Source organism: Gulosibacter sediminis (assembly GCF_030011715.1).
Lineage (GTDB): Bacteria > Actinomycetota > Actinomycetes > Actinomycetales > Microbacteriaceae > Gulosibacter > Gulosibacter sediminis.
Genome location: NZ_JASCYH010000031.1, coordinates 1 through 24,631, shown reverse-complemented (window position 1 = coordinate 24,631; position 24,631 = coordinate 1). Strand labels below are relative to the sequence as shown.

At 68.4% G+C, this 24,631-nt stretch carries 24 protein-coding genes; 16 read left to right on the top strand and 8 right to left on the bottom strand.

Annotation, left to right across the window (positions count from 1 at the left end; all coding sequences use genetic code 11):
- Nucleotides 1–62: 62 nt before the first annotated feature.
- Together QM019_RS09840 and QM019_RS09835 are read right to left on the bottom strand one after the other, a co-directional pair.
- The gene (locus tag QM019_RS09840; RefSeq protein ID WP_282852831.1) at nucleotides 63–797 is read right to left on the bottom strand and encodes an SDR family NAD(P)-dependent oxidoreductase; all 735 of its coding nucleotides are present in this window, start codon (nucleotides 795–797) and stop codon (nucleotides 63–65) included.
- A gap of 2 nt (nucleotides 798–799) precedes the next feature.
- Nucleotides 800–1,564: an SDR family NAD(P)-dependent oxidoreductase gene (locus QM019_RS09835; protein WP_282852829.1), complete on the bottom strand. Its 765-nt coding sequence runs from the start codon at nucleotides 1,562–1,564 to the stop codon at nucleotides 800–802.
- A 164-nt stretch (nucleotides 1,565–1,728) separates the two neighbouring features.
- Here QM019_RS09835 and QM019_RS09830 point away from each other — a divergent pair, with 164 nt between their 5' ends.
- The 11 genes from QM019_RS09830 to QM019_RS09780 all read left to right on the top strand — a co-directional run bounded on the left by QM019_RS09830 (nucleotide 1,729) and on the right by QM019_RS09780 (nucleotide 12,707).
- Complete coding sequence (locus tag QM019_RS09830) at nucleotides 1,729–2,397, top strand: GntR family transcriptional regulator (RefSeq protein WP_282852828.1); 669 nt, start codon at nucleotides 1,729–1,731, stop codon at nucleotides 2,395–2,397.
- A gap of 132 nt (nucleotides 2,398–2,529) precedes the next feature.
- Nucleotides 2,530–3,729, top strand: a complete 1,200-nt coding sequence (locus QM019_RS09825) for an iron-containing alcohol dehydrogenase family protein (protein WP_282852827.1) — start codon at nucleotides 2,530–2,532, stop codon at nucleotides 3,727–3,729.
- Nucleotides 3,730–3,749: 20 nt separating this feature from the next.
- The gene (locus tag QM019_RS09820; RefSeq protein ID WP_282852826.1) at nucleotides 3,750–5,201 is read left to right on the top strand and encodes an aldehyde dehydrogenase family protein; all 1,452 of its coding nucleotides are present in this window, start codon (nucleotides 3,750–3,752) and stop codon (nucleotides 5,199–5,201) included.
- A gap of 11 nt (nucleotides 5,202–5,212) precedes the next feature.
- On the top strand, nucleotides 5,213–5,965 hold the full coding sequence (locus QM019_RS09815) for an SDR family NAD(P)-dependent oxidoreductase (RefSeq protein ID WP_282827620.1): 753 nt from the start codon (nucleotides 5,213–5,215) through the stop codon (nucleotides 5,963–5,965).
- Between the two features lie 61 nt (nucleotides 5,966–6,026).
- The gene (locus QM019_RS09810; RefSeq protein ID WP_282852825.1) at nucleotides 6,027–7,295 is read left to right on the top strand and encodes an ABC transporter substrate-binding protein; all 1,269 of its coding nucleotides are present in this window, start codon (nucleotides 6,027–6,029) and stop codon (nucleotides 7,293–7,295) included.
- Between the two features lie 13 nt (nucleotides 7,296–7,308).
- Nucleotides 7,309–8,196, top strand: coding sequence for a branched-chain amino acid ABC transporter permease (locus tag QM019_RS09805; protein ID WP_193128619.1), 888 nt, complete (start codon nucleotides 7,309–7,311; stop codon nucleotides 8,194–8,196).
- Entirely contained in the window at nucleotides 8,196–9,179 is a 984-nt protein-coding gene (locus tag QM019_RS09800) for a branched-chain amino acid ABC transporter permease (protein ID WP_282852824.1), read from the top strand. The genes QM019_RS09805 and QM019_RS09800 overlap by 1 nt, the downstream gene beginning before the upstream one ends.
- A 2-nt stretch (nucleotides 9,180–9,181) precedes the next feature.
- The gene (locus QM019_RS09795; RefSeq protein ID WP_282852823.1) at nucleotides 9,182–9,973 is read left to right on the top strand and encodes an ABC transporter ATP-binding protein; all 792 of its coding nucleotides are present in this window, start codon (nucleotides 9,182–9,184) and stop codon (nucleotides 9,971–9,973) included.
- Entirely contained in the window at nucleotides 9,966–10,670 is a 705-nt protein-coding gene (locus QM019_RS09790; RefSeq protein WP_249387143.1) for an ABC transporter ATP-binding protein, read from the top strand. The genes QM019_RS09795 and QM019_RS09790 overlap by 8 nt, the downstream gene beginning before the upstream one ends.
- The gene (locus tag QM019_RS09785) at nucleotides 10,660–11,697 is read left to right on the top strand and encodes a zinc-dependent alcohol dehydrogenase (RefSeq protein WP_282852822.1); all 1,038 of its coding nucleotides are present in this window, start codon (nucleotides 10,660–10,662) and stop codon (nucleotides 11,695–11,697) included. The genes QM019_RS09790 and QM019_RS09785 overlap by 11 nt, the downstream gene beginning before the upstream one ends.
- 35 nt (nucleotides 11,698–11,732) lie before the next feature.
- Nucleotides 11,733–12,707 carry an ornithine cyclodeaminase family protein gene (locus QM019_RS09780; RefSeq protein WP_282852821.1) on the top strand — a complete coding sequence of 325 codons (975 nt, stop codon included), beginning with the start codon at nucleotides 11,733–11,735 and terminating at the stop codon, nucleotides 12,705–12,707.
- 5 nt (nucleotides 12,708–12,712) lie between these two features.
- Here QM019_RS09780 and QM019_RS09775 read toward each other — a convergent pair whose 3' ends face one another.
- From QM019_RS09775 to QM019_RS09765, 3 genes are all read right to left on the bottom strand, one after another.
- Nucleotides 12,713–13,636 (bottom strand): transketolase family protein, encoded by a 924-nt coding sequence (locus QM019_RS09775; protein WP_282827632.1) that lies wholly within the window; start codon nucleotides 13,634–13,636, stop codon nucleotides 12,713–12,715.
- Nucleotides 13,633–14,526, bottom strand: coding sequence for a transketolase (locus QM019_RS09770; RefSeq protein ID WP_282852820.1), 894 nt, complete (start codon nucleotides 14,524–14,526; stop codon nucleotides 13,633–13,635). The genes QM019_RS09775 and QM019_RS09770 overlap by 4 nt, the downstream gene beginning before the upstream one ends.
- A gap of 89 nt (nucleotides 14,527–14,615) precedes the next feature.
- A complete protein-coding gene (locus QM019_RS09765; protein WP_282852819.1) occupies nucleotides 14,616–15,638 on the bottom strand; it encodes an AraC-like ligand-binding domain-containing protein in 1,023 nt (340 codons plus the stop codon).
- Between the two features lie 194 nt (nucleotides 15,639–15,832).
- On the opposite strand from QM019_RS09765, the gene QM019_RS09760 reads away from it, so the two are divergent.
- Nucleotides 15,833–17,257, top strand: coding sequence for an MFS transporter (locus QM019_RS09760; RefSeq protein WP_282852818.1), 1,425 nt, complete (start codon nucleotides 15,833–15,835; stop codon nucleotides 17,255–17,257).
- Here the strand turns inward: QM019_RS09760 and QM019_RS09755 are convergent.
- The gene (locus QM019_RS09755; RefSeq protein WP_125107735.1) at nucleotides 17,240–18,157 is read right to left on the bottom strand and encodes a LysR family transcriptional regulator; all 918 of its coding nucleotides are present in this window, start codon (nucleotides 18,155–18,157) and stop codon (nucleotides 17,240–17,242) included. The two genes, QM019_RS09760 and QM019_RS09755, sit on opposite strands and share 18 nt — an antisense overlap.
- 151 nt (nucleotides 18,158–18,308) lie before the next feature.
- On the opposite strand from QM019_RS09755, the gene QM019_RS09750 reads away from it, so the two are divergent.
- From QM019_RS09750 to QM019_RS09740, 3 genes are read left to right on the top strand one after another with little or no spacing between them, the layout of a single operon-like run.
- On the top strand, nucleotides 18,309–19,580 hold the full coding sequence (locus tag QM019_RS09750; RefSeq protein WP_282852816.1) for a cytochrome P450: 1,272 nt from the start codon (nucleotides 18,309–18,311) through the stop codon (nucleotides 19,578–19,580).
- Between the two features lie 36 nt (nucleotides 19,581–19,616).
- Nucleotides 19,617–19,934, top strand: coding sequence for a 2Fe-2S iron-sulfur cluster-binding protein (locus tag QM019_RS09745; RefSeq protein ID WP_282852815.1), 318 nt, complete (start codon nucleotides 19,617–19,619; stop codon nucleotides 19,932–19,934).
- A gap of 2 nt (nucleotides 19,935–19,936) precedes the next feature.
- Nucleotides 19,937–21,142 (top strand): NAD(P)/FAD-dependent oxidoreductase, encoded by a 1,206-nt coding sequence (locus tag QM019_RS09740; RefSeq protein WP_282852814.1) that lies wholly within the window; start codon nucleotides 19,937–19,939, stop codon nucleotides 21,140–21,142.
- Nucleotides 21,143–21,212: 70 nt separating this feature from the next.
- Here QM019_RS09740 and QM019_RS09735 read toward each other — a convergent pair whose 3' ends face one another.
- Both QM019_RS09735 and QM019_RS09730 read right to left on the bottom strand, forming a co-directional pair.
- Nucleotides 21,213–21,806: a septum formation family protein gene (locus QM019_RS09735; RefSeq protein ID WP_282828608.1), complete on the bottom strand. Its 594-nt coding sequence runs from the start codon at nucleotides 21,804–21,806 to the stop codon at nucleotides 21,213–21,215.
- A gap of 373 nt (nucleotides 21,807–22,179) precedes the next feature.
- Nucleotides 22,180–22,881, bottom strand: coding sequence for an IclR family transcriptional regulator (locus QM019_RS09730; protein WP_282852813.1), 702 nt, complete (start codon nucleotides 22,879–22,881; stop codon nucleotides 22,180–22,182).
- A 165-nt stretch (nucleotides 22,882–23,046) separates the two neighbouring features.
- On the opposite strand from QM019_RS09730, the gene QM019_RS09725 reads away from it, so the two are divergent.
- Entirely contained in the window at nucleotides 23,047–24,525 is a 1,479-nt protein-coding gene (locus QM019_RS09725) for an NAD-dependent succinate-semialdehyde dehydrogenase (protein ID WP_282852812.1), read from the top strand.
- The last annotated feature ends 106 nt before the right edge of the window (nucleotides 24,526–24,631 follow it).

Genomic DNA, 24,631 nt, shown 5'->3' with positions numbered 1-24,631 from the left:
CCCTCCTCGCAAGTTGCATGTAACTCTTGCAGTGTTGCATGCAACTCAAGATGCTGCAAGCGCTACGCCATGTAGAGGCCGCCATTGATGTCGAGCTGCACGCCCGTGATGAAGGAGGCATCGGGCGACAACAGGAACGCGACCGCGCGGGCGACCTCCTCGGGCTCACCGTGGCGGCCGAGCGGCGTGTCGGCGGCCCACTCGTGGCCGTGCTTCGACACGGAGTCATGGGTCATGCGGGTGCGGATGATGCCCGGCGACACCGCGTTCGCGCGGATCCCGCGCGAACCGAGCTCGAGCGCGAGGGTGCGGGTGAACGCGACGATCGCGCCCTTCGACGCGGCGTAGTGGGCGTGGCCGCGCGAGCCGCGCTCCCCAGCGACCGAGGCAAACGTCACGATCGCGGCGTCGTCGTTGAGCCTCGGCAGCAGCTTGCTCGTGAGCGCGAACACCGCGTCGAGATTGATCGACAGCGTCTGCCGCCACTGCGCGAAGGTGAGCTCGGCCAGGGGCGCCTCGAGGTAGATGCCCGCAGCGGGCGCGAAGCCGTCGACCCCGCCGAGCGCCGCGGCCGCCGCGACGATGCGCGCCTGCACCTCGTCGTCGGTGCCGTCGCCGGCGACGTGCACGACCTCGGCGGATGCGGCGAGCTCGGCCGGTAAGGCCGCGAGCGCGTCGGGGGAGAGGTCGTGCAGCACGAGCCGCGCTCCCTCAGTGCGCAGCAGGAGCGCGAGTGCAGAGCCGATGCCGCCCGCGGCGCCGGTGATGACGATGGTCTTGTCGGTGAAGCGCGCCATGTCTACGCCTCCTCGTACCACTCGCCGGCGACGGTCATCGCGGCGTCGACCATGAGGTTGTGGCCGCTGATGTAGCTCGCCTCGGCGCCGAGGAGGAAGACAATGGGGCCCGCGATCTCGGCTGGGTCAGCGAAGCGCCGCATCGGGATGCGCCGGCTGATGAGTTCGGTATTGAGGCGTCCCTCGGCCTCGAGCTTGCGGTTGAACGGGGTGTCGACGTAGCCGGGGCCGACCGAGTTCGCGCGAATGCCGTCGCGTGCCCACTCGACCGCGATGGTCTTCGTGAACCCATCGATACCGTGCTTCACTGCGGTGTAGCTCGCTCGCTGGGGCATGCCCACCTTGCTCGCGACCGAGGTGAGGTTAACGATCGCGCCCCGGCCCGCACACAGCAGCGGATAAGCGGCGCGGGAGGCGCGCATTGTGCCGTCAAGGTGCACGCTGGTGAGGAAGCTCCAGTCCTCATCGCTGAGCTCGGCGGTGGGGCGGGGCCGGGCGACGCCCGCGCTGTTCACGAGGCCGTGCAGCACGCCCTCGGTCGTCGCGATGTCGGCAAACGCCGCATCGACGCTCTCGCGTGAGGTCACGTCGACGACGATGCCCCGCGCGCGGTCGCCAAGCTGTGCGACCGCCTCGTCGAGGGTGGATTGGTTCAGGTCGAGCAGCACCACGCGGCGCGCGGGGTCGCGCAGCCAGCGCGTCGCGGTGGCAAAGCCGATGCCGCTGGCGCCGCCGGTAATAGCGAGAATCTGGTCGGGCTCGGTCACAGAGCACTCCTTCGTGCGGGTAGTCGAGGTTCTGCCCGAAACCCTACTCCGAAATTGCGAATTGGATCCAAAAGGACGAATGCCGACCTCATGCTGGATGCAATTCCGCGGCACTCGCGGCATCATGAATGCGAAGGTTGCCGGCACCAGAGAGGGAGCGACGTGTGAGGACCAGCGACACCAGCGGGAGCGAGGGCATCACCGACGCGCTACGCACGCTCATCCTCACGGGCGAGCTCGCACCGGGGGAGCGCATCCGGCAGGAGGAACTCGCCGAGCGCTTTGAGACCAGCCGCATGCCGGTGCGCGTCGCGCTGAAGCAGCTCGAGGCTGAGGAGCTCGTGCTGCTCCGGCCCAACGCGGGTGCCTGGGTGAGCAGCATCGACCCCGAGGACTTTGTGCAGACGTACCAGCTGCGCGAGGTGCTCGAGCCCTTCGCGATTCGCGCCAGCTTGCCGAAGTTGACCGATGAACACCGCGAGCGCGTCCACGAGTTGGCGGCGGCCACGGCCGAGGTGACGGGTCGCTTGGATGTGGTGGAGGAGTTCACGCGCCGCGACCGCGAGTTCCACCTCGCGACCTTCGCCGGCGTGCGCGAGGAGTCGCTCTACGAGCGCGTCGTGCAGCTGTGGAACAAGACCCAGCGCTATCGCCGCATTACGGTGCCGCGCTTCACCGACGCCGACAACGTCGCAACGCACGCCGACCACCAGCTCATTTGCTACTACATCGACCACAACGATGCCGAGTCGCTCGGCGAGGTGCTGCGCCTGCACATTCGCCGCACGCGCATCCTCGGGGAGGCGAGCATCGAGGCACTCGGCGAGGGGTAGCTGGATCCAATCCGGTTGACGGTTGCGTGCAACTGTGGTTCGATCGGGAACTGTTGGATCCAATGATGGATCCCTGGGGCGCGCATCGCGTCCCCTGCGCAGTTCCCGCACCGAGCACAGAAAGAAGCGACGATGACGTCCGCACCCTGGTGGCCAAATCCGGTTTCCGACTCGATCTTCCTCGCCCCCGCCGCCGTCGTTGGCGGCGCCGGCAGCGCCCGACGCCTGCCCGACATCCTCCGCAAGCACTCGAGCTACGAGGGCGGCACCGTCCTGCTCGCGGTCGATGACGCGGTTGCCGCCGCCGGGCTCATCGACCCGATTGAGGCGGCCCTGCGCGACGGCGACATCGACGTGCTCGTGCGTGGTGGTTTCGGCGCCGAGCCCACGGCCGAGGTCGTCGATGAGGTCGCACAGGCTGCCCGCGACGCCGGGGCCACCGCAGTCATCGGTGTCGGCGGCGGCTCGGTGCTCGACTCGTCGAAGCTCATCGCGCTCATGCTGCGCCAGGGCGGCACGAGCGCCGACTGGGTCGGCCCCGTTGCCGACGAGCTCGCCCTCGCCCCGCTTGTGCTCGTGCCCACCACGGTCGGCACCGGCTCCGAGGCGACGAACATCGCCATGGTCACGATCGACGGCGCCAAGCGCGCCTCGGTCTGCAGCAGCTATGTGCCCGAGGTCGCCGTGCTCGACCCCGAGCTCGTCAGCAGCCTGCCGAACAAGGTGATCGCGGCCACGGGCATGGACGCGCTCGCGCACGCCGTCGAGGCACTCATGTCGTCGAAGGCGTCGATGCTCTCGGCCCACGCCTCCTTCCACACCATGGAGCTGCTCGTCGCGAACCTCGAGGCCGCCTACAACGGCGACGCCGAGGCGCTCGCGCGCACGCAGTGGGCTTCGCACCTCGGTGGGCAGGCGCTCAACGCGGGCGTCGTCGTCGGGCACTCGATCGCCTACTCGTTCGCACACGTCACCCCGATGCCGCACGGCGTCTCGTGCGCCCTCGCGCTGCCGTACTGCATCGCGTATAACCAGCACCTCGAGCCCCGCCTCGCCGAGCGAATCGCGCTCGCGCTGACGAACGGCGCGAGCACCTCGCTGCGCGACGCCGCCGACGCCGTGCAGCAGCTCGCGCAGCGCATGGGCCTGCCGACGACGCTCGGCGAGGCGCGCATCGACGCCGGGCAGGTCGACGAGCTCGCCCGCTACTGCAGCGCTGAATACCAGCGCCCTACCAATCCCGAGGCGATGGACGAGCCGCGCCTGCGCGCGCTCTTCGCCGCCGTCGAGACCGGCGACCTCGACGCGGCCTTCGCCGCCACCGCCAACTGAGCACCTGAGGAGCACTCCACATGCAGATCGGACACCTGAAGAACCTCATCGGCGGCGAGTTCGTCGATGCCAGCGCCGGTGGCACCCTCGAGGTGACGAACCCCGCGACCGCGGGCGACGTCGTCGGCAGCGTGCCGGCAATGACCGCCGACGAGCTCCCCGCCGTCTTCGAGTCGGCGCGCGCGGGCGCGGCCGAGTGGCGCCGGGCGAACGGCCTCACCCGGGGCGCGGTGCTGCTGCGCACCGCCGCGCTGATCCGCGAGCACGCGACCGAGCTGCGCGACGTCATCGTTGCCGAGCTCGGCAAGACCGTCGCTGACGCGGCGGGCGAGGTCGGCAAGACCGCCGAATTCTTCGAGTACTACGGCGGTATGGGGCGTGACGAGTTCGGCGGCCTCCTCGCCGACGGCCGCCCGAACACCTTCGCGGCGCGCGTGCAGGAGCCCCTCGGCGTCGTCGTGCTCGTCACGCCGTGGAACGACCCGCTGCTCACCCCGGCTCGCAAGCTCGGCCCGGCGCTCATCTCGGGAAATGCGGTCGTGATCAAGCCAGCATCGGCGACCCCGCTCATCCTGCTCAAGCTCGCCGAGCTGTTCCACGAGGCCGGCCTGCCCGCGGGCGTGCTCAACACCGTCACGGGTCGCGGCCGCGACCTCGGAGACACGCTCTTTGTCGACGACTCGATTCGTGCCGTCTCGTTTACCGGCTCGACCGCCGTCGGCCTCGAGCTGCAGCGCAAGCTCGCGGGCCGCGGCATTCGCGTGCAGACCGAGATGGGTGGCAAGAACGCCGCGGTCGTGCTCGCCGACGCCGACCTCGACCTCGCAATTCCCACCATCGCCGCGGGCGCCTACGGCCAGGCCGGCCAGCGCTGCACCGCGACGAGCCGTCTCATCGTGCAGCGCGAAGTCGCCGCCGAGGTGCGCGAGCGACTCGCCGACTACGTGCGCGGCATCAACGTCGCGCCGGGCACCGCCGAGGGCGTCGCGATGGGCCCCGTCGTCGACGAGGGCGCGCAGCAGGAGATTCGCGGCCATGTCGAGCGCGCGGTCGCCGAGGGCGCGACCGTCGTGGCCCGCACTGAGCTCACGGGCGCGGCCGCCGAGGCCGGTGCCTTCGTCGAGCCAACGCTGCTCGACGTCACGCGCGAGCACGATATCTGGCGCACCGAGGTGTTCGGCCCAGTCGTCGGGATGCTCGAGGTCGACAGCTTCGAGGAGGCGGTCGAGGCCGTGAACGACTCGAGCTACGGCCTCTCGGCCGCGATCTTTACGCAGAACCTTGGCTCGGCGATGCAGTTTGTCGCGCAGGTCGACACCGGCCAAGTGTCGGTCAACCAGCCCACGAGCGGCTGGGACATCCACCACCCCTTCGGCGGGTTCAAAGACTCGGGTTCGGGCTACAAGGAACAGGGCGAGGTCGCCCTCGAGTTCTACACCCGCACCAAGGCCGTTGCGATTCGCACGCACTAGAAAGCAGCAGCATGTCACTTCACGACCGTTTCTCGCTCGCGGGCAAGACCGCCCTCGTGACCGGCGGTAGTCGCGGGCTCGGCAAGGCGATGGCCCGTGGCCTCGTCGACGCCGGCGCGCGCGTCGTCGTGGTGGCGCGCTCGGAGGATGCGGTGGCCGCCACCGCCGACGAGCTCGGCGCGATCGGTATCGCGGCCGACGTCACCGCCGCCCCCGCGCAGCTGCTCGATGACGCCGAGGCCGCCCTCGGCGCGCCGCTCGACATCGTGCTCCACGCCGCCGGCGTGCAGCACCGTCAGGCCGCCGAGCACTTCGACCCCGAGCAGTGGGAGCGCCTGCTGCGCATCAACCTCACGGCGCCGTTCGCACTGAGCCAGGAGCTCGGCCGCCGCCAGCTCGACCGCGGCACGGGTGGCTCGCACATCTTCATCGGCTCGCTCACGAGCACGATCTCGATGCCGCAGATCTCGGCGTACACCGCGACAAAGTCCGGCGTCTATGGCGTCGCCCGCAGCCTCTCCTCTGAGTGGTCGGGCCGCGGTATCCGCGCGAACGCGATCGCGCCCGGCTACTTCCGCACCGAGCTCACCGAGGCCGTGTTCACCGACGAGCAGCGCTACGCAGAAATGCTCGCACGCATCCCGATGGGCCGCTTCGGCGACCCGGAGGAGCTCGCTGGCGCCGCCGTGTTCCTTGCCTCCGACGCCGCCTCGTACCTCACGGGGCAGCTCATCACCGTCGACGGCGGCTGGACCGCCGCCTAATCTGCACCCTTCCCCTCGCTCTGGCTCACCTCGGCCAGCTCCTCAGAACAACGGAGTTCAGATGAATCCACTGCATGCAAGTTTCGATCGGCGAAGCCTGTTCCGCTTCGGCGGCGCGGCCGCCGTCGCCGTCGCGGCGGGCAGCTCGCTCGCGGGCTGTTCGGCGCCCGGCACGACCGCGGAGGTGCTTCGCCTCGGCGTCATGATGCCGATGTCGGGCACGAATGCGCTCCTCGGCCAGGCCTCTTGGGAGGGCGTCGAGATGGCGGTCGCCGACCGCAACGAACGCGGCGGCGTCGCCGGTAAGCGCGTCGAAGTCGTACTCGCCGACGTGCCCGACGTCAACGCCGCGACTTCCGAGGCCCGCCGTCTCGTCTTCAACAACAACATCAAGCTCGGCCTCGGCACCTACAGCTCGTCGCTGTCGACCGCGGCAAGCGAGGTCTTCGCCCGCACCGGCAACAGCTTCGTCGAGCTCGGCGCCGTCGCGGCCGGCATCACCGACCGCGCCTACCCGCGCGTCTACCGCATCAACCCTGCCTCGACGAAGCAGACCGAACAGGCGCTGAAGTTCACTGCCGAAGTGCTCGCGCCGAAGCTCGGCAAGAAGCCGTCCGACCTCAAACTCATGATGGTGCACGAGGACTCGAACTACGGCCAGTCGGTCACGGCGAGCGCCGACACAAACGCCGAAGCGCTCGGCATGTCGTTCGCTGACCACGAGGCCTACTCGGCAAAGCAGACCGACCTCTCGTCGACCGTTGCGCGCATCAAGCAGGCCGCGCCCGACGTCATCCTTGCCGTGTCCTATGCCTCCGACGCCGTGCTCCTCGGCCGCCAGATGCGCGACGCCGGCGTCAAGGTCGGCGCGTTCATCGGCATCGGCGGCGGCTACACGCTGCAGGAGTTCGGGGATGCGCTCGGCTCGGCCGCCGAGGGCGTCTACGACTGCGACTTCCCGCAGCCGCGCCTCAGCCCTGAGGCTGCGCCCGAGCTTGCGGGCTTCCTCGAGCGCTACGAGAAGAGGTACAACAAGTTCCCGAGCTCGGGCTACCCGCAGGGCAACTACGCGGGCACCTCGTACGTGCTCGACATCCTCGAGCTCACCGGCGGCAGTGACGACCCCGACGCCTTCCACGAAGCGGCACTGAAGTACGAGGCGCCGAACAGCCAGAGCGTCAACACCTGGGGCTACAAGATGGGCACGAACAACCAGAACGAGCGCTCCGAGGACTACGTCATGCAGTGGCAAGACAACGAGCTCGTCACGGTGTTCCCGACCGAGGTCGCCGTCTCCGAGCCCAAACACACCAGCCCGTTCGGACAGTGAGGTCAGCGAAGCCATGACATTCCTCATTCAAGCCCTCGTCGCCGGGCTCCTGCTCGGCGGGGTCTACGCGCTCGTCGCGGTCGGCCTCAACATCATCTTCGGCGTCGTGAAGATCACGAACTTCGCGCACGGTGAGCTTGTGATGATCGCGATGTACTTCACGTGGTTCCTCTACACCTCGTGGAGCGTCAACCCGTATGTGTCGCTGCTCATCGTCACGCCCATCATGTTCATCTCGGGCGTGCTGCTGCAGAAGTTCATCCTCGAACCGATGCAGGAATCCTCGGCGAACATGAAAATCTTCGTCACGCTCGGGCTCTCGGTGTTCCTGCAGAACTTCGCGCTGTTCCTCTTCGGCGGCCAGTTCCGCACCGTCACGGTGGGCTGGGCGGAGCAGTCGATCTCGGTCGGGGGCGTGAGCGCCACCTACGGTCGCGTGATTGCCTTCGTCGTCGCGATCCTGCTCGTCGTCGCGCTGTTCTGGATGATGAAGCGCACGATGCTCGGCAAGGCGCTCGGCGCGATTGCCGAAGACCGCGACACCGCCCGGATGCTCGGCATCCCGGTCAAGCGCTACTACATGATCGCGATGGGCCTTGGTGCCGCCCTCACCGGCATCGCCGGCGTGCTGATCATCCCGTTCCAGGCCGCATACCCGCTTGTCGGCGCGCATTACACGCTCATGGCGTTTGTCGTCGTCGTGCTCGGCGGCCTCGGCAATATGACCGGCGCGCTCATCGGCGGCCTGTTCCTCGGCGTCATCGAGACCCTCACCGGAACCTACATCGACCCGGCGCTGCAACAGGTCGCAGTGTTCGCCGTCTTCATCGTCGTGCTGATCGTGCGCCCCCAGGGCATCTTCGGTGGCTCGGCTCGCAACGCAGAAGTGGGGCTCAAGTAATGTCGAACCGCAATATACTCGGCCTGGGCATCGCCGGCCTCGTCGCGCTGCTCCTGCCCCTTGTCGTGCATGACCAGTACGTGCTCCACATCGCCGTCATCACCCTTATCTACGTCGGCGTCACCGTCGCCTGGAACCTCATGGCGATCGGCGGCACACTCTCGCTGGGCCACGCCGCGTTCTTCGGCGTTGGCGCCTACACGGTGGCGATCCTCTACGTGAACCTCGGGGTCAACCCGTGGGTCGGCATCCTCGCCGCCATGGTCATGGCTGCCGCCGCGTCGATGGTGCTCGCGGTGCCGCTACTGCGGCTGCGCGGGCCGTTCTTTACCCTCTCGTCGCTCGCGTTCGTCGAGGTGCTGCGCCTGCTCGCGATCTGGGCGGTGCCGCTCACGAACGGCTCGGTCGGCATCACGACCCCGCCCGACCAGGGCTTCGCCTTCATCTCGTTCGAGAATCGCGAGCCGTACTACTTCATCGTGCTCGCCATGGTGATTGTCGTCGTCGCGTTCTCGGTCTGGCTCTACAACTCGCGCATCGGCTATCACCTGCGCGCGATGAAGACCGACGAAGAGGCGATCCGTGCGCTCGGCGTGCACACGAACGGCCTCAAGGTGGGCACGCTCGCCGTCTCGGCGGCGATCACCGGCGCGTTCGGCGCGTTTGCTGCCCTCTACCTGTTCGTGATCGAACCCGAAACCCAGTTCTCGATGACGCTCTACTCGGTGCAGCCGGCCCTGAACGGCATCATCGGTGGCATGGGCACGATCGTCGGCCCGATCATCGGTGCGGTGCTGATGACGCCGCTCGGTGAATGGCTGCGCACCTCGTTCTCGGGTGTGCAGGGCCTCAACTTCATGATCTACGGCGTCGCGCTCATCGTCATCGTGCGCCTCATGCCCGGTGGCCTCGTCGACGGCTGGAAGAAGCTGCGCGGCTGGATGCGCCGGGGCGCGAACTCGAACAAGAAGGACGGTGAGTAGTAATGGCGAATGACACTCTGCTCAAGGTGAGCAACGTGAGCAAGCGCTTCGGAGGGGTGCAGGCGGTCAACGACGTCTCGCTCGAACTCGGCGGTGACGAGATCATCGGCATCATCGGGCCGAACGGCGCTGGCAAGACCTCGTTCTTCAACCTCATCTCGGGGCTGTTCCCCGCCGACTCGGGCACGATCGAGTTCGATGGCAAGGACATCACGAAGACCGACCTGCCCACCCGCGCCCGCAGCGGCATCGGCCGCACGTTCCAGGTCGTGCGTCCGTTCTCGGGCATGACCGTCGTCGAGAATGTCATGGTGCCGGTGCTGATCAACCATCCCCGCCCATCCGTCGCCCGAGCCAAGGCGATGGAACTGCTCGACGAGCTCGGCATTGCCGATATCGCCGAGCGGCCCACCGAGTCGCTCACGCTTGCGATGCGCAAGCGCGTCGAGGTGGCGAAGGCGCTCGGCACCGAGCCGAAGCTGCTGCTGCTTGACGAGGTGCTCGCCGGCCTGAACAGCCGCGAGGTCACCGATGTGCTGCCGTTCGTCACGCGGGTGCGCGACCGCGGTGTCGCGATTCTCATGATCGAGCACATCGTCGCGGCCGTCATGGAGGTCTCCGACCAGATGATGGTGCTCAACAACGGCCAGGTGCTCGCCGCAGGCGACCCACAGGACGTCATCACCGACCCAAAGGTGATCGAGGCGTACCTCGGCACGAAGCACACCGACGACACAATCGCGAGCAACATCATCTCGGAAGCCGAGCAGCGAGGGAGCCAATCCAATGCTTGAGGTTCAGCACATCAGCGCCTTCTACGGCGACGCCCAGGCCATCGAAGACGTGTCGTTGACGCTGCCCGACAGCGGCATCACCGCCTTCCTCGGCCCGAACGCGGCCGGTAAGTCGACAACGCTGCGGGTCATCTCGGGCCTGCTCAAGGCGGCGACCGGCAAGATCATCTTCAACGGTGAGGACATCACGAACGCGCCGGTGAAGCGCCGCGTCGAGCTCGGCATCGTGCAGGTGCCCGAGGGGCGCAAGCTCTTCGGCTCGATGTCGGTCGAAGACAACCTGCTGCTCGGCGGCTTCGTCAGCCGCGGGGACGGCAACGCGCAGTCTCGGCTCGACGAGGTCTACCACCACTTCCCGCGTCTGCTCGAGCGGCGCAAACAAGAGGCCGGGCTGCTCTCGGGCGGTGAGCAGCAGATGGTCGCCATCGGCCGCGGGCTCATGGCGAACCCGAAGGTGCTCATGATTGACGAGATGTCACTCGGCCTTGCCCCGGTGATCGTCGAGCAGATGTTCGCGCTCGTGCGCGAGATCGCGACTGCCGACATGACGGTGCTGCTGGTCGAGCAGCACGTGCAGAACGCGCTCGAGGTTTCCGAACACGGCACCATCATCGAGGGCGGGCAGTCGCGCCTCAGCGGCACAGCGCGCGAGTTGCTCGACAGCGACGTGGTGCGAGAGTCGTACTTTGGCAACTGAGCAGCTCGCCGCGCGGCTTCGCTCGCGCACGCCGTGGGATGTGGTGATCGACCGCGTGGTCGAGCCGAGCCCCGCGGCGGGCGAGGTGCGCATCCGCACCGAGGCCGTCGGCCTCTGTGGCAGCGACGTGCACGCGGTGCGCGCCGACGCGGGGTACGAGTGGGTGCCCGAGAACGTCGTCATCGGCCACGAAGTGGTGGGCGTGGTGGATGCGGTGGGCCAGGGCATCGACGCGGCGCTCGTCGGCCGCCGGGTCGTGCCGATCGCCATCGACGGCTGCGGCCACTGCGCGGTCTGCCGCGCCGGGCACACCAACCGCTGCCTCGAGCGCAACTGCATGGGCATGCACTTCGACGGCGGCCTCGCCGAGTCGTTCGTGTTCGCGGCCGACCGCCTGCACGTGCTCGCCGAGCAGTCGCTCGACGCCCGGCTCGCCGCGCTCATCGAGCCGATGGCCGTTGCGTACCAGGCGCTGCGGGGCATCGCGACCGCCTTCGACACCGAGGCCGCCGGGATCGAGCCGCTGCGGGGTGTCGAACTCTGCGTGAGCGGCCCCGGTGCCGTTGGCTTGCTCGCCGGCTGCGCCGCGCTCGCCGCCGGCGCGAACGTCACGATCAGCGGACCGCCCTCGGGCGCCGAGTCGCGCATGGCAGCGGCGCTCGCGCTCGGCATGCGGGCGGATGCGCCCGGCCGCGAGTTCGACGCGTGGCTCGACGCCTCCGGCGCCGGCGTCGCCCTGCGCGGGGCGCTACCTCGAGTGCGCCGCGGCGGCGTCATCGGCGTGCCCGCGATGTTCGCGGCCGAGTTCGCGCTCGACATGAACGCGATCGTGCGCGGCCAGCTCACGTTGCGTGGCTCGTACGCCTACACCCGCGGGGACTTCGCGGCGGCCGAGCGCATCGTGGGGGAGCGCGCCGACGCGCTCCACGCCATCGTTGAGGAGTTCACCATTGCCGAGACCGTGACTGCGCTGCGCGCGGCGGCCGACGCGACCGTCGTGAAGCCGGTCGTCGTGTTCTCGGCGTAGCATCCCGGGATGCTCCCGGTTGGAAGGAGACCATCGTGGTTCGTTTTCTCACTGAGGCCAACATCGACGGACTCGTCGACCAGCGCGACGCGCTCGAGGCCGTGACCGACGCGCTGCGCGACCAGGGTCGCGGCGACTCGGGCAATGCGCCGCGAACGCGCGCGAAGCTCGGGCCGCTCGTGCTCAACGTGCTCGGCGGCAGCGTCGCGAGCGCGAACGCGATCGGTGCGAAGGTGTACGTCACCGGCAACGGCGCCGCGAAGTTCTGGGGCCTGCTGTTCGATGACGAGGGCGCGCTCACGACGCTCTACGAGGCCGACCGGCTCGGCCAGCTGCGCACCGGCGCCGCGAGCGGCGTCTCGGCCCGCGAGCTCGCGCCCGGCGGCGCTGACACCGTCGCGATCGTTGGCACCGGGTACCAGGCGCAGACGCAGGCCGAGGCGGTGCTGCTCGCCCTCGGCGCGACGAAGCTGCACGTTTACGGCCGCAACGCCGAGCGCGGCGACGCCTTCGCCGCGCTGCTTGCCGAGCGCACGGGCGTGACCGCGAGCCGCTTCGACACCATCGACGAGGCGATCGCCGACGCCCACGTCGTCATCACCATGACGAGCGCGCACGACCCGGTGATCCTCCGCCGGCACATGCTGCCGGGCAAGCACTACATCTTCGCGGGCTCAAACAACCCCGCCAACGCCGAGGTCGAGCCCGAGGCGATGCGTGAGATCGACCTGCTCGTGACCGACGATGTCGTGGCCGCGCAGCGCGAGGGCGGCACGCTCATCCGCGCCGCCGAGGCCGGGGCGATCGACTGGGCTGACGTGCGCGAGCTCGGCGAACTGCTCGCGCTCGGCGAGGTGCGCGGCGACGCGGATGCGATCACCGCCTTCGTCTCGCAGGGCGCCGGCTCGTGGGACACGGCGCTCGCGGCCGTCGCCGCCGCCCGGGCCGCCGAACGCGGCGTCGGCATCGACCTGCCGATCGACGGAGCCCCCGCCCGCGATCGCCGCTAGCCCTCCTAGAGCAGCGCGCGGACTCGCTCGGCGACGCGCTCGGGGCTGAGGCCGTACTTGTCGAGCAGGAAGTCGTTCGGGGCCGACTCCGACCAGGCGTCGGCGAGGCCGAGCACGCGCAACGGCGTCGACACGTCGTGGCGCGCGAACATTTCGGCGAGCAAGCCGCCGAGGCCACCGATCTCGGTGTGTTCCTCGACCGAGACGACGATCGGCGCACCCTCGAGCGCGGCCAGCACCCGCGCATCCTCGAGCGGCTTCAGCGTGGGCAGGTGCACGACTTGCGCGTCGACGCCAGCCGCCGCGAGCAGCTCGGCCGCCTCGAGCACGCGCGAGGCCTGCACGCCGGTCGACACGAGCGTGACGTCGCCGCCGCGACGCAGCGTGTGCACCGCGCCGAGCTCGAACTCGTAGTCGGCGTCGAACACCGGGGCGACCGCGTCGCGGGCGTAGCGAATGTAGACGGGTCCGTCGAAGCCAGCGGCCCATTCGGTGACCGCGCGGGCCTCGTGCTCGTCGGCGGGAGCGAGCACCGTCATGTTCGGCATCGCACGCATGATCGCCAAGTCCTCGATGTCCTGGTGCGTCTTGCCGCTCGAGCCGTTGAGCAGGCCCGAGTAGGCGGCGCAGAGGCGCACCGGCACCTTCGTCTGTGAGACGAGCATGCGAATCTGGTCGAGGGCGCGGTTCGTGAGAAACACCCCGAACGTCGACAGCCACGGCCGATAGCCGATCGTCGCGAGGCCGAAGGCCATGCCGACAAGGTTCTGCTCGGCGATGCCAACCTGCACGAACGCCTTCGGGTTCTGCTTCGCGACGGTGTCGGCCTTCGTCGAGGTGGCGAGGTCGCCGTCGAGCACGATCACGCGCTCATCGGTGACGCTGAGGCGGGCGAGGGTCTCGCCCCACACACTTCGTTGCGCGGTCATGCCTGCTCCTGCTTGAGGTCGAGGCGCGCCTGCGCCAGTTGTTCGGGGGTCGCGATGCCGTTGTGCCACGCGTAGGTACCCTCGGTGAACGAGATGCCGCGGCCCTTCGAGGTGGTCGCGAGAATCACGGATGGGCGGCCGTCGCGGTCGCGGGCCTCGGTGACGGTGCTGAACGCGTTGAGGATCTCGGCGAAGTCGTGCCCGTCGATTTCGAGCACGTGCCACCCGAAGCCGGCGAACACCGCGGCGAGGTCGACGTGGCCGAGCGGCTCGCTGCGGTCGAAGCGGTCGTCGTCGTTCGCGGGCCAGCCGTACTGCTGGAGGCCGTTGAGGTCGATGATCGCGGTGAGGTTGTCGAGGCGGTAGCGCGGCGCCGAGAGTACGGTCTCCCACACCATCCCCTCTTCCATCTCGCCATCGCCGAGCATCACCCAGACGTGGTTATCGGATCCAAGTCGCTTCGCGCCGAGTGCCATGCCTGCGCCAGCTGAGAGGCCCTGGCCGAGCGAGCCGGTCGACGCGTCCACGCCGGGCGTGAGCCGCATGTCGGGGTGCCCTTGCAGGCGCGAGTCGCCGTGGTCGAACGTCGCGAGCTCGTCGATGGGGAAGAATCCGCGCATCGCGAGCACCGAGTAAAGGCCGATCGCATTGTGGCCCTTCGAGAGAATGAAGCGGTCGCGGCCCGGGTCCTGGGGGTTCTCCGGGTCGACTCGCAGCTGCGCGAAGTAGAGCGCGACGAGCAGGTCCATCGCCGAGAGCGGGCCGCCGACATGGCCGGCCTTCGAGGCGGTGACGGTGTTGATGACGTGCCAGCGGCCCTCGCGGGCGAGCGCTTCGAGCTCGTCGATGCGTGGTGCCGTCGTGGTGTGGGTCGCGTCGTTGGGTCCCATGCAGCCTCTCCCTTGATCTGCTGATTGGATCCAATCGTACTGTACGTGGGGCGCCCTTCGCCACGAGAAAGGTGGGGGCGGATGCGCGGCTAGCGGCCGAGCGCGTGCCGGCGCACGTCGCGGGGCGATTCGCCGTACGCCTGTTTGAAGGCCCGAGAGAAGTGGGCCGGGTCCTTAAAGCCCCAGCGGCTGCCGATCGCGGCGACCGAGACATCCGCGTGTTCTGGGCTCGTGAGGTCGAGGTAGGTGCGCTCGAGGCGGCGCGTGCGGATGTACGACGCGACCGTCTGGCCCTGGTCGTGGAAGAGGTTGTGAAGGTGGCGCACCGAAATGAACGCGTCGGCGGCGATCGAGTTCGGGCTGAGCCCCGGATCTCCCAGATTGTCGTCAATCCGGTCGCGCACCTGCTGCAGCAGCGAGAGGTGCGGGTCGGCGGCGAACTTCACGAGGTCGAGTTCGTTCGAGAGCAGAGTGTCGAGCAGGTCGACCGCGTTCTGCACGAGTTTCGCGCCCGCGGGGCCGCGCAACTCGTGCATGTTCGTGCCAAGGGTGGCGAGAAACGGCGAGACCACGCGGCCGAGCCCCTCCGAGCCGGCGAGCCGGATCGCCGTGAACTGCGACGAGAGGCGGTGCGGCACGCTGAGTCGCGCGTGCGGCAGCATGATCACGAGCGAGCGGAAGCGGTGCGTGAACTCGAGCTCGTAGGGCACCGAGGTGTCATAGATCGCGAGGTCGCCGGGGGAGAGCGTGACGCTGCGGCCGCCCTGGCGGAGCGTGCCCGTGCCCTCGAGGTGCAGCGAGATCTTGTAGAAGTGCTCGGTCGCCTCGGCAATCTGCTCCGGCGTGCGCTCGACGAGCTGCGGGTCGGCGCGCACGTCGGTGAAGCCGACGCCGTGCACGTTGACGCCGTTGATGCGGCCGCGGAAGCGCTCGCCGAGCCCGCTCGTCACGATGAGCGGCACGAACGAGGCGTTTACTTCCTCCTGAAACTGCGCGAGCGTGAGGTTCACCGGGCCGAACGAGTCGGGCCCGCCGCCGGGCACGTGAATAGCACCGGTGGGCGCACCATCGGGGCCCTCGGTGACGTCGGTGTCCATCCATGCCTGCGACATTTGCCCCTCATCGTAGCCAGTCGAGCGTAGAGGCGGCCGGAGATCCTCCCAGAATTAGATTTGATTTCAAATACGATTCGACGGAAACTGAGCAGGCAACTTCTTCCGCGGTCGACGAGCGCCCGCATGTTTCATCGCCGAAGAAGCGAACCTCACCAAGCCACGCTGCGTCGTGGTTGACAAAGGAGTCCCCCATGTCTGAAACCTCCGCGGAGCAGCGCTCTGCGAAAGAACGCCGGCGCGTCGTCGGCGCGACCATCGTCGGCACCACCATCGAGTGGTACGACTTCTTCATCTACGCGAACGCCGCCGGCCTCGTGTTCAACCAGCTCTTCTTCGCCGAGGTCGGCGGCACGCTCGGCCAGATCCTCACCTTCCTCACGGTCGGCATCTCGTTCCTGTTCCGCCCGCTCGGCGCGGCGCTCGTCGGCCACTACGGCGACCGCCTCGGCCGCAAGCTCATGCTCGTCATCACGCTCGTGCTCATGGGCGCGGCGACGACGCTCATCGGTGTGCTGCCGACCTACGAAGACGTCGGCGTCATCGCGCCGATCCTGCTCATCCTCCTGCGCATCCTGCAGGGTGTCTCGGCCGGCGGCGAGTGGGGCGGCGCGGTGCTCATGGCCGTCGAGTACGCCCCGGTCAACAAGCGCGGCCGCTACGGCATGTTCCCGCAGCTCGGCGTGCCGATCGGCATGCTGCTCGCGACCGGCGTGCTCGCCCTCATGTCGGGCGTTATCTCGCCCGGTGAGGCGTTCAACGAGTGGGGCTGGCGCGTGCCGTTCCTGCTCTCGATCGTGCTCGTCGTCGTCGGCTTCATCGTGCGCCAGTCGGTCGAGGAGTCGCCGGTCTACACCGAGATGAAGGAGACGGGCAACCGCATCAAGATGCCGATCGTCGAGCTCTTCCGAAAGCACTGGAAGCTCGTCATCCTGCTTGCCCTCGTCTTCGCGGGCAATAACGCGGCCGGCTACATGATCACCGGCGGGTTCATCCTCAACTACTCGACGAACCCCGAGGGGCTGCTCGCGATGGAGCGCACGAGCGTGCTCAACGCGGTCACCATCGCGGCGGCGATGTGGTTTGTGGCGACGCTGTTCTCGGGCTACCTCGCCGACCGCATCGGCCGCAAGAACACGTACATCATCGGTTTCCTCTGGATGGCCTTGTTCGCGTTCCCGCTGTTCTGGTTTGTCAACACCGGCGACCTGCTCTGGCTCACGGTCGGCATGGTCATCTTCGCCGTCGGCCTCGGCCTCACCTACGGCCCGCAGGCTGCCTGGTACGCCGAGACCTTCCCGGCCTCGGTGCGCACCTCGGGCGTCTCGATCTCGTACGCGCTCGGCGCGATCCTCGGTGGCGCGTTCGCCCCGACCATCGCCGCCGCGCTCGTCGCGCAGTTCGGCACGACGCAGGCCGTGTCGCAGTACCTGCTCGTCATGATCCTCATCTCGCTCAGCGCCGTGCTCGTGCTCCGCGACCGCCGCGGCATTCCGCTCGACGTCGGCTTCGAGGAGTCGGGCCGGTATCACCTGTTCGACCCCGACCGCCTGCCCACCGAGACCTCGGCGATCATGGTCGAGTACTACGGCGCCGACGAACTAACCAAGCTCCGGTAGCGTTCGCGCGTCCTCCTGCACGAGCGCCACGAGCGCGTCGATGAGCGGCTGTACCCGCCGCATCGGCCGGTTTCGCCGCCACACCGCCACGACTTCGGTCGGGGTGGGTGGCGGCGAAATTGGTTTCACGACGATGTGGCCGCCGTCGCGCGTGCCCTCGTTGAGCGAGCGCATGACGAAGAGACTCCAGCCGAGGCCGGCCGCGACGTACGAGCGCGCGAGCTCGTAGCCGTCGGTCGAGAAGCGCGTGTTCACAGAAATGCCCGCAGCCTCGAGCACCGATTGCGTGTGCTCCCAGCTCGGTGACTGGTCGTAGCGAATGAACGGTTCGTCGGCGAGCTCGCGCAGGTCGACGCGCTCGGCGTCGGCGAGGCGGTGGTCGGGTGGCAGCGCGACGTGGGCGTGCAGCTGGCGCAGCACCCTGCGTTCGAAGTCGCCGGCGAGGTCGAAGCCGTAGCAAATGCCGAGGTCGACCTGACCGTGCTCAACCTCCTGTTGCAGGCGCGATGCGGGCATCGTCGACACCTGCACGCGCAGGCCGGGATGCGCATCCTCGAGCTTGCGCACGAGTCGCGGCGCGAGCGTGGGTGCGAGCGTCGGGTAGGTCGCGATGTGCACGGTACCGCGCAGCTCGACCGACGAGAACTCCGCCTGGAAATCCTGCGTTTGCACGAGCAGCGAGCGCGCGCGCTGGACGGCGAGGGTGCCCTCAGAGGTGAGCTGCACACCGTGCGCGCGGCGGCGCACGAGCAGCGTCGTGCCGAGGCTTCGCTCGAGCTGGGTGAGCGCGGTCGCGACCGCCGATTCTGAAACGTGCAGGCTCGCGGCGGCCGCGGCGATGGTGCCGTGCTCGGCGACGGCGACGAGGTACTCGAGCTGGCGCAGCGTGAAGTCGGACATGCGCTCGATCTTCCCATAACATCATTCAAATAGGGGATGTTCTACGAAACTCCGTGCTTTTGCTTTGGTTCTCGCGGTGGAATTGTTGCAGTACTGGGCCGCACCGACGCGTCCCCACCGCACCGTGACACCGACGTCCGAGGAGCACACCATGACTGCGACCTGCCCGTTCTTTGCCGGTTCTGCGACCGCCGTCGCCGAGCCCGAGCACACGCCCTACGAGGCGCCTGAGCCGCTGCCCGGCACGTACATCGCCGACTGGGTGACGCTCGAGGACCTCACGCGCGACCCGTTCCCGACGTTCGCGAAGCTGCGCCAGGAGCATCCGGTGCCGTACGTGCCGGCGGCCGGACGCTACTTCGTCACGCGCTACGAAGACGTGCACACCGTCGACAACGACCCCGACACCTTCACGGCGAACGAGCGCGGCTCGCTCATGAAGAAGTCGATGGGCCACTCGATGCTGCGCATGGACGACCCGAACCACGCCGTTCAGCGGGCGACCTACGGCAATGTGCTCAAGCCGAAGGCGATCAAGGCGAGCTGGCGCCAGGTGTTCGAGGAGAGCTACGAGCGCTACGCCGCCGTGCTGCGCGAGGTCGGCCCGGGCGTCGAGTTCGTGCACCACTTCGCCGGGCCCTACGCGGCCGAGAACCTGCGCCGGGTCATGGGCTTCGAGAACGCGACCGACCAAGACATGATCCGCTGGTCACAGACGATGATCAACGGCACCGGCAACTATGCCGACGACCCCGAGGTGTGGGCCGAGGCGAAGCGCAGCTACGACGAGGTGAACACCGCCCTCGACGAGATGATCGCGCACTACTGGGAGCACCCGAACGACACGCTCATCTCGAACATCATCCACACGTCGAACGGCGACGAGGTGACGCTCGCGAACATCCGCGCGAACCTCAAGATGTCGATCGGCGGCGGCATCAACGAGCCGCGTGACGCGATCACGACGATCATGATGGGCCTGTTCGGCGAGCCCGAGCAGCGCGCCGCCGTGCTCGACGGCACCCGCACGTGGAAGGACGCCTTCGAGGAGGGCGTGCGCTGGATCGCCCCGATCGGCATGTACCCGCGCCAGACCACCCGCGAGGTCGAGCTCGGCGGCACCGTGCTGCCGGCTGGCGCGAAGCTCGGCGTCGTCGCCCTCTCGGCGAACCGCGACGAGTCGGTGTTCGCGAACGCCGACCGCTACGACCTCGGCCGCGAGAAGCAGCCGCACCTCTCGTTCGGCGGCGGCGTGCACTTCTGCGCCGGCGCGTGGCTCGCCCGCTCGCAGGTCGCCGACGTCGCCCTGCCCCGGCTGTTCGCCGAGTTCCCGGGCCTGCGCCTCGACCCCGAGCAGGAGGCCATCGAAACGGGATGGGTCTTCCGCGGCATGACGCACATGCCGATCACCTGGGACGCCTAGGCCCGCACCCCCTTACTTCTCCGAAAGGACACCCCAATGCCCAGCATTACTTACCGCCGCGTCGACGGCACGTCGGCCACCGTCGTGGTCGACGAGGGCACCTCGATCATGCGCGCCGCCCTGCAGAACGACGTGGCCGGCATCGTCGGCGAGTGCGGCGGCCAGGCCATGTGCGCCACCTGCCACGTCTACGTGCCCGAGGGCGTCGACCTGCCCGAGGTGAGCGACGACGAAGACGAGATGCTCGAGTGCACCACCTCGGATCGCCTCGACAACTCGCGCCTCGGCTGCCAGCTGCTCGCCGGCCGCGACTTCGACGAGCTCACCGTCGACCTGCCCGAATCGCAGGTGTAGCGATGCGCGTCGTCATCGTGGGTGCCGGGCACGCGGGCGTGCAGGCGGCCGAGACGCTGCGCGACGAGGGCTTCGACGGCGACGTCGTGCTGCTCGACCGCGACACCCGGCTGCCGTACCAGCGCCCGCCGCTGTCGAAGGACGGCCTCGCGTCGGGCGACGAGCCGCTGCCCCTGCGCGGCGCCGAGTTCTACGAGCGCCTCGGCATCGAGCTGCGCCTCGGGGTCGAGCTGCGCGGCATCGACCCGGGCGCGCGGGCGATCGAGCTCGCGGATGCGCGGGGCGAGCGCTCGCACATCACCTACGACGAGCTCGTGCTCGCGGTCGGCACGCCCGCCCGGCGCCTGCGCTGCGCCGAGGGCGAGTCTGCCCGCGCGCACGTGCTGCGCACGGCCGACGACGCCGAGGCGTTGCGCGGTCGGCTCGCCGAGGCCGAGCGCGTCGTCGTGGTCGGCAGCGGATTCATCGGGCTCGAGTTCGCCGCGGTCGCCGCGACGAAGGGCAAGCGCGTCACCCTGCTGAGCCGGGGCTCGCGCGTGCTCGGCCGCTCGGCCTCGGCGACGACCGCTGACTGGCTCACCGCACACCTGCGCGCGGCCGGCGTCGAGTTCGTGTTCGGCGTCGACGACCTCGCCGACGAGCGCGACCTCGCCGACTGGCCCGCCGACCTCACCGTCGCCGGCATCGGCGTCGACGACTGCCCGATGTTTACCGGCGCAGCCAGATCCGCTGACATCGCGGTCGACCGAGGCGTCATCGTCGACGCCTCGCTGCGCACGAGCCTGCCGGGCATCTGGGCGATCGGCGACATCGCGCGCTTCCCCGATGCGCGGGGCGAACTCCAGCGCATCGAGTCGGTGCAGAACGCCACCGAGCAGGGCCGCCACGTCGCCCGCGCCATCGTGCACGGCGCGAGCGACTACGACGAGGTGCCGTGGTTCTGGTCGATCCAGGCTGGCGCAAAGCTGCAGATCACGGGTCTCGCCGACGGGGCCGACGCCGAGGTCGTGCTCGGCGATCTCGCCGCCGGCAAGTTCTCGGTGCTGCGGTTCGCGGGGGAGCGGCTCGTCTGCGTCGAGTCGGTGAACAAACCGGCCGACCACGTCGCCGCCCGCAAGCTGCTCGCCTCCGCGGCCGCCGCATCCGTCAGCCCTGCCGCCGCGGCCGAAGCGGGCTTCACGCTGAAGTCGGCGCTCGTGCCCGCGTAATCAGGTACGAAAATGCCCGCCCGGGTGAGGCTCGTTCCTCGCCCGGGCGGGCTTTGTTTGTCGGGGTGGGTTAGAGGCGCGAGCCCTCGAGCGACTGCGTTGTCTCGTTGGTGTCGTCGGCCTCGTAGACCATGCAACTCACGAGACGGTCGTTGTTCTCATCCCAGCTGCCCTGGGTCGGCATGAGGTACTGCACGCCGAGGGTCGACTGGTCGTAGGCGGTGCCGATGAAGTCCTCGAATGGTTGGCCGTAGCACTGTTCTGCAATTTGGTTCTCAATTGCAGTCTTGTCGAACTCGTCGATGTCAGTCACATCGAACTCGTAGAACACCTCGTACTCGTGCGGCTGGGTGCAAGGCACGATCTCGAGAGTCTGGTACTCGGACGACTCTTCCTCGGGCTGCGTCACGCAGTCGCCGACGGTGATGTCGAAGACGCTCTGCTCTTCGGGAGCCTGGAACTCCTCTTCGTCCGACTCCTCGGGCTCAGTGGTTTCCTCGGTCGTGTCGGTGGTCTCTTCGGTGGTGTCCTGCTCGTCGGCCTCGGCCTCGGTGTTCGAGCGGTCTTCGATGCGCTCGTTGCCGCTCTGGCAACCGGTGAGCACGAGCCCAGCGATCGCGACGGCGGCGAGGATGCCAGGGATGCGCAGTTTCTTAGTCGACATGATGTTCCTCTTCTTTGGGGGTCGGGATGCAGGTCGCCAACCGGCTGACATCAGCCTAGGTTTTCGCGGGTCGCCCGGTCGTCATCCGCTGGATTGCAGTCCGAGCGTGCGAATCAGACCGAAGGCTGATCGACACCTCCGACCCTGCTCGGCATCGGCGTGCTTGTGATGATGTACGCCAGGCTTTGTGCTATTCGGCATCTTGGTGCAAACTATGGACAGGATCAGAAATCGAGTCGAAATTGTGACCGCCCCCGCTGGTTAGCTCGGCCCCCGAAGATCCGCGAGTTTCGTGCCACAACGATGAGGTGCGAGAGAGTCCGTTGCCTCGGGGATGCCGTGTTCCCCCGGGGCAACGACGCTTTCCGCTTCGCTACGCGAGCGCCGCCGAGATCCTGCGCGCCGCGTCGTGCAGGCCCGCGACGATCGCGGCCTCGTCGCGCTCCTCACCCGAGTTGAGGAATACGACGGCGAGCGACGCGAGCTGCTCATCCGCGAGCGGGAGCGGCACGGCGAGCGCCGAGAGGCCCGGCACCGCCTCGTTCGACGAGGTCGCGTGGCCACGCAGGTGCGCCGCGCGGATGTCCTCGTCGTCGAGGTCGAGCCCGTCCATCTGCATCCGTACCGCGAGGCCAGCCGCGCCGGCCGTGACGGGATGCCGGCTGCCCGGGCGCTGCGCGACCGAGGTCGACGCGATCCGTGGCTCGACGCTCATGAGGGTGACGATGTCGTCGTCGTCGAGCAGGCCGACGAACGCGGTGACGGCGAAACGGTTCGCGAGGTCGGTGAGCTCGGGCAGCGCGACGGTCTGCAGGTCGCGCTGCACGCCGCGCGCGAGCTGGGCCATGCGCGGGCCGAGGCGGATGAGCCCCTGCGAGTCGCGGCGCACGAGGCCGTGGTCCTCGAGCGTGCGCAGGATGCGGTAGGCCACCGAGCGGTGCACGTCGAGGGCGCCGGCGAGATCGGCGATCGAGATCGGCCGGCCGGCCTCCGCGAGCACCTCAAGCGCCCGGATGCCGCGGGAAAGCGTCTGCGCGTGCGAAGACGTCTGTCGGTTCGCGGTGGTGGGGGCCATGTCGCTAGTTTGGCATGCGCGCAAACCGTTGTGGTTTCGCACAAAGATCCGGAACGGATGCGTGCGGCAACACCAGCGGCCGCGGAACCTTCGCGGTGTACCGTCGAAGGACGCGTGAGCGCGTGATTCGCGTCCAGATACCAGCGCAACGAATTGGAGTCATAGATGACCTACCCAACTGAGGCAGAGCTCCTCGCGAAGGTTCCGACCCAGCTGCTCATCGGCGGCGAGTGGGTCGACGGCGAGGGCGGCGACGCGTTCGTCGTGAACAACCCCGCTACCGGTGCCGAACTCGTCCGCGTGGCCAACGCATCCGTCGAGCAGGGCATCGCTGCCCTCGATGCCGCGGTCGCGGTCAAGGACGAGTGGGCGCGCACGCCCGCCCGCACCCGCGCCGAGCTGCTGCGTAAGGCCTTCGACGAGGTCATGGCTCGCCGCGACGAGTTCGCGCTGCTCATGACCCTCGAGATGGGCAAGCCCCTCGCCGAGGCGCAGGGTGAGGTGAACTACGGTGGCGAGTTCCTCCGCTGGTTCTCCGAGCAGGCGCCGCGCATCATCGGCCGCTACGCCGAGAACCCCGAGGGCACGCAGCGCATGTTCGTGTCGCACCACCCGGTCGGCCCCTGCTTCCTCATCACCCCGTGGAACTTCCCGCTCGCCATGGCGACGCGCAAGATTGCCCCCGCGCTCGCGGCGGGTAACACCGTCATCGTGAAGCCGGCGTCGCTCACGCCGCTCACCACCCTCTACTTCGCCAAGGTGCTCGAAGAGGTCGGCGTGCCGAAGGGCGTCGTCAACGTCATCACCACCCGCAACACCGGCGGCGTCACGAACGCGATCATGGAGGACGACCGCCTCCGCAAGATCTCGTTCACCGGCTCGACCCCGGTCGGCATCGGTCTTATGAAGAAGGCCGCCGACAAGGTGCTGCGCTCGTCGATGGAGCTTGGTGGCAACGCCCCGTTCGTCGTGTTCGAGGACGCCGACCTGGACAAGGCCGTTGAGGGCGTTATCGCCGCGAAGTTCCGCAACATCGGCCAGGCGTGCACCGCCGCGAACCGCATCATCGTGCAGGCGTCGATCGCCGACGAGTTCTCGAAGCGCGTCGCCGCGAAGGTGAACGACTTCAAGATGGGCCCCGGCATCGAGGACGGCGTCGTGATCGGCCCGCTCGTCGAGCAGAAGGCCGTCGACAAGGTCAAGGAGCTCGTTGACGACGCCGTGGAGCAGGGCGCCGAGGTCGTGTCGGGCGGTAGCCCGGTCGACGGCGACGGCTACTTCTTCGAGGCGACCGTGCTGAAGAACATCACCGAGGGCGCCAAGATCTTCCGCGAGGAGATCTTCGGCCCGGTGCTGCCGATCATCACCTTCGAGACCGAGGACGAGGCCGTCGCGCTCGCGAACGGCACCGAGTACGGCCTCATGTCGTACGTCTTCACCGAGAGCTTCGACCGCGGCCAGCGCATGATGGACCGCATCGAGTCGGGCATGATGGGCCTCAACGTCGGCGTGCTGTCGAACGCGGCCGCCCCCTTCGGTGGCGTGAAGCAGTCGGGCCTCGGCAAGGAGGGGTCGTTCGAGGGCATCGAGGAGTACCTCTACACGAAGTACACCGCTATTCCGAACCCCTACGCCACGGCCTAACCCCGGCCACCTAGAACGGTTGAGTGGTCACTTTTTGTAGTTCTGGCACCGCCAGAACTACAAAAAGCGACCACTCACCCGTTCTTCGCGAGTGGAGGAGAGGGAA

What these genes read in the sequence shown, in the direction of transcription:
- QM019_RS09765 (WP_282852819.1), bottom strand. Translation starts at nt 15,638, where the DNA reads ATGTCGCAGGCATGGATGGACACCGACGTCACCGAGGGCCCCGATGGT.
- QM019_RS09770 (WP_282852820.1), bottom strand. Translation starts at nt 14,526, where the DNA reads ATGGGACCCAACGACGCGACCCACACCACGACGGCACCACGCATCGAC.
- QM019_RS09840 (WP_282852831.1), bottom strand. Translation starts at nt 797, where the DNA reads ATGGCGCGCTTCACCGACAAGACCATCGTCATCACCGGCGCCGCGGGC.
- QM019_RS09775 (WP_282827632.1), bottom strand. Translation starts at nt 13,636, where the DNA reads ATGACCGCGCAACGAAGTGTGTGGGGCGAGACCCTCGCCCGCCTCAGC.
- QM019_RS09805 (WP_193128619.1), top strand. Translation starts at nt 7,309, where the DNA reads ATGACATTCCTCATTCAAGCCCTCGTCGCCGGGCTCCTGCTCGGCGGG.
- QM019_RS09760 (WP_282852818.1), top strand. Translation starts at nt 15,833, where the DNA reads ATGTCTGAAACCTCCGCGGAGCAGCGCTCTGCGAAAGAACGCCGGCGC.
- QM019_RS09725 (WP_282852812.1), top strand. Translation starts at nt 23,047, where the DNA reads ATGACCTACCCAACTGAGGCAGAGCTCCTCGCGAAGGTTCCGACCCAG.
- QM019_RS09755 (WP_125107735.1), bottom strand. Translation starts at nt 18,157, where the DNA reads ATGTCCGACTTCACGCTGCGCCAGCTCGAGTACCTCGTCGCCGTCGCC.
- QM019_RS09815 (WP_282827620.1), top strand. Translation starts at nt 5,213, where the DNA reads ATGTCACTTCACGACCGTTTCTCGCTCGCGGGCAAGACCGCCCTCGTG.
- QM019_RS09750 (WP_282852816.1), top strand. Translation starts at nt 18,309, where the DNA reads ATGACTGCGACCTGCCCGTTCTTTGCCGGTTCTGCGACCGCCGTCGCC.
- QM019_RS09795 (WP_282852823.1), top strand. Translation starts at nt 9,182, where the DNA reads ATGGCGAATGACACTCTGCTCAAGGTGAGCAACGTGAGCAAGCGCTTC.
- QM019_RS09825 (WP_282852827.1), top strand. Translation starts at nt 2,530, where the DNA reads ATGACGTCCGCACCCTGGTGGCCAAATCCGGTTTCCGACTCGATCTTC.
- QM019_RS09800 (WP_282852824.1), top strand. Translation starts at nt 8,196, where the DNA reads ATGTCGAACCGCAATATACTCGGCCTGGGCATCGCCGGCCTCGTCGCG.
- QM019_RS09735 (WP_282828608.1), bottom strand. Translation starts at nt 21,806, where the DNA reads ATGTCGACTAAGAAACTGCGCATCCCTGGCATCCTCGCCGCCGTCGCG.
- QM019_RS09730 (WP_282852813.1), bottom strand. Translation starts at nt 22,881, where the DNA reads ATGGCCCCCACCACCGCGAACCGACAGACGTCTTCGCACGCGCAGACG.
- QM019_RS09790 (WP_249387143.1), top strand. Translation starts at nt 9,966, where the DNA reads ATGCTTGAGGTTCAGCACATCAGCGCCTTCTACGGCGACGCCCAGGCC.
- QM019_RS09810 (WP_282852825.1), top strand. Translation starts at nt 6,027, where the DNA reads ATGAATCCACTGCATGCAAGTTTCGATCGGCGAAGCCTGTTCCGCTTC.
- QM019_RS09740 (WP_282852814.1), top strand. Translation starts at nt 19,937, where the DNA reads ATGCGCGTCGTCATCGTGGGTGCCGGGCACGCGGGCGTGCAGGCGGCC.
- QM019_RS09745 (WP_282852815.1), top strand. Translation starts at nt 19,617, where the DNA reads ATGCCCAGCATTACTTACCGCCGCGTCGACGGCACGTCGGCCACCGTC.
- QM019_RS09820 (WP_282852826.1), top strand. Translation starts at nt 3,750, where the DNA reads ATGCAGATCGGACACCTGAAGAACCTCATCGGCGGCGAGTTCGTCGAT.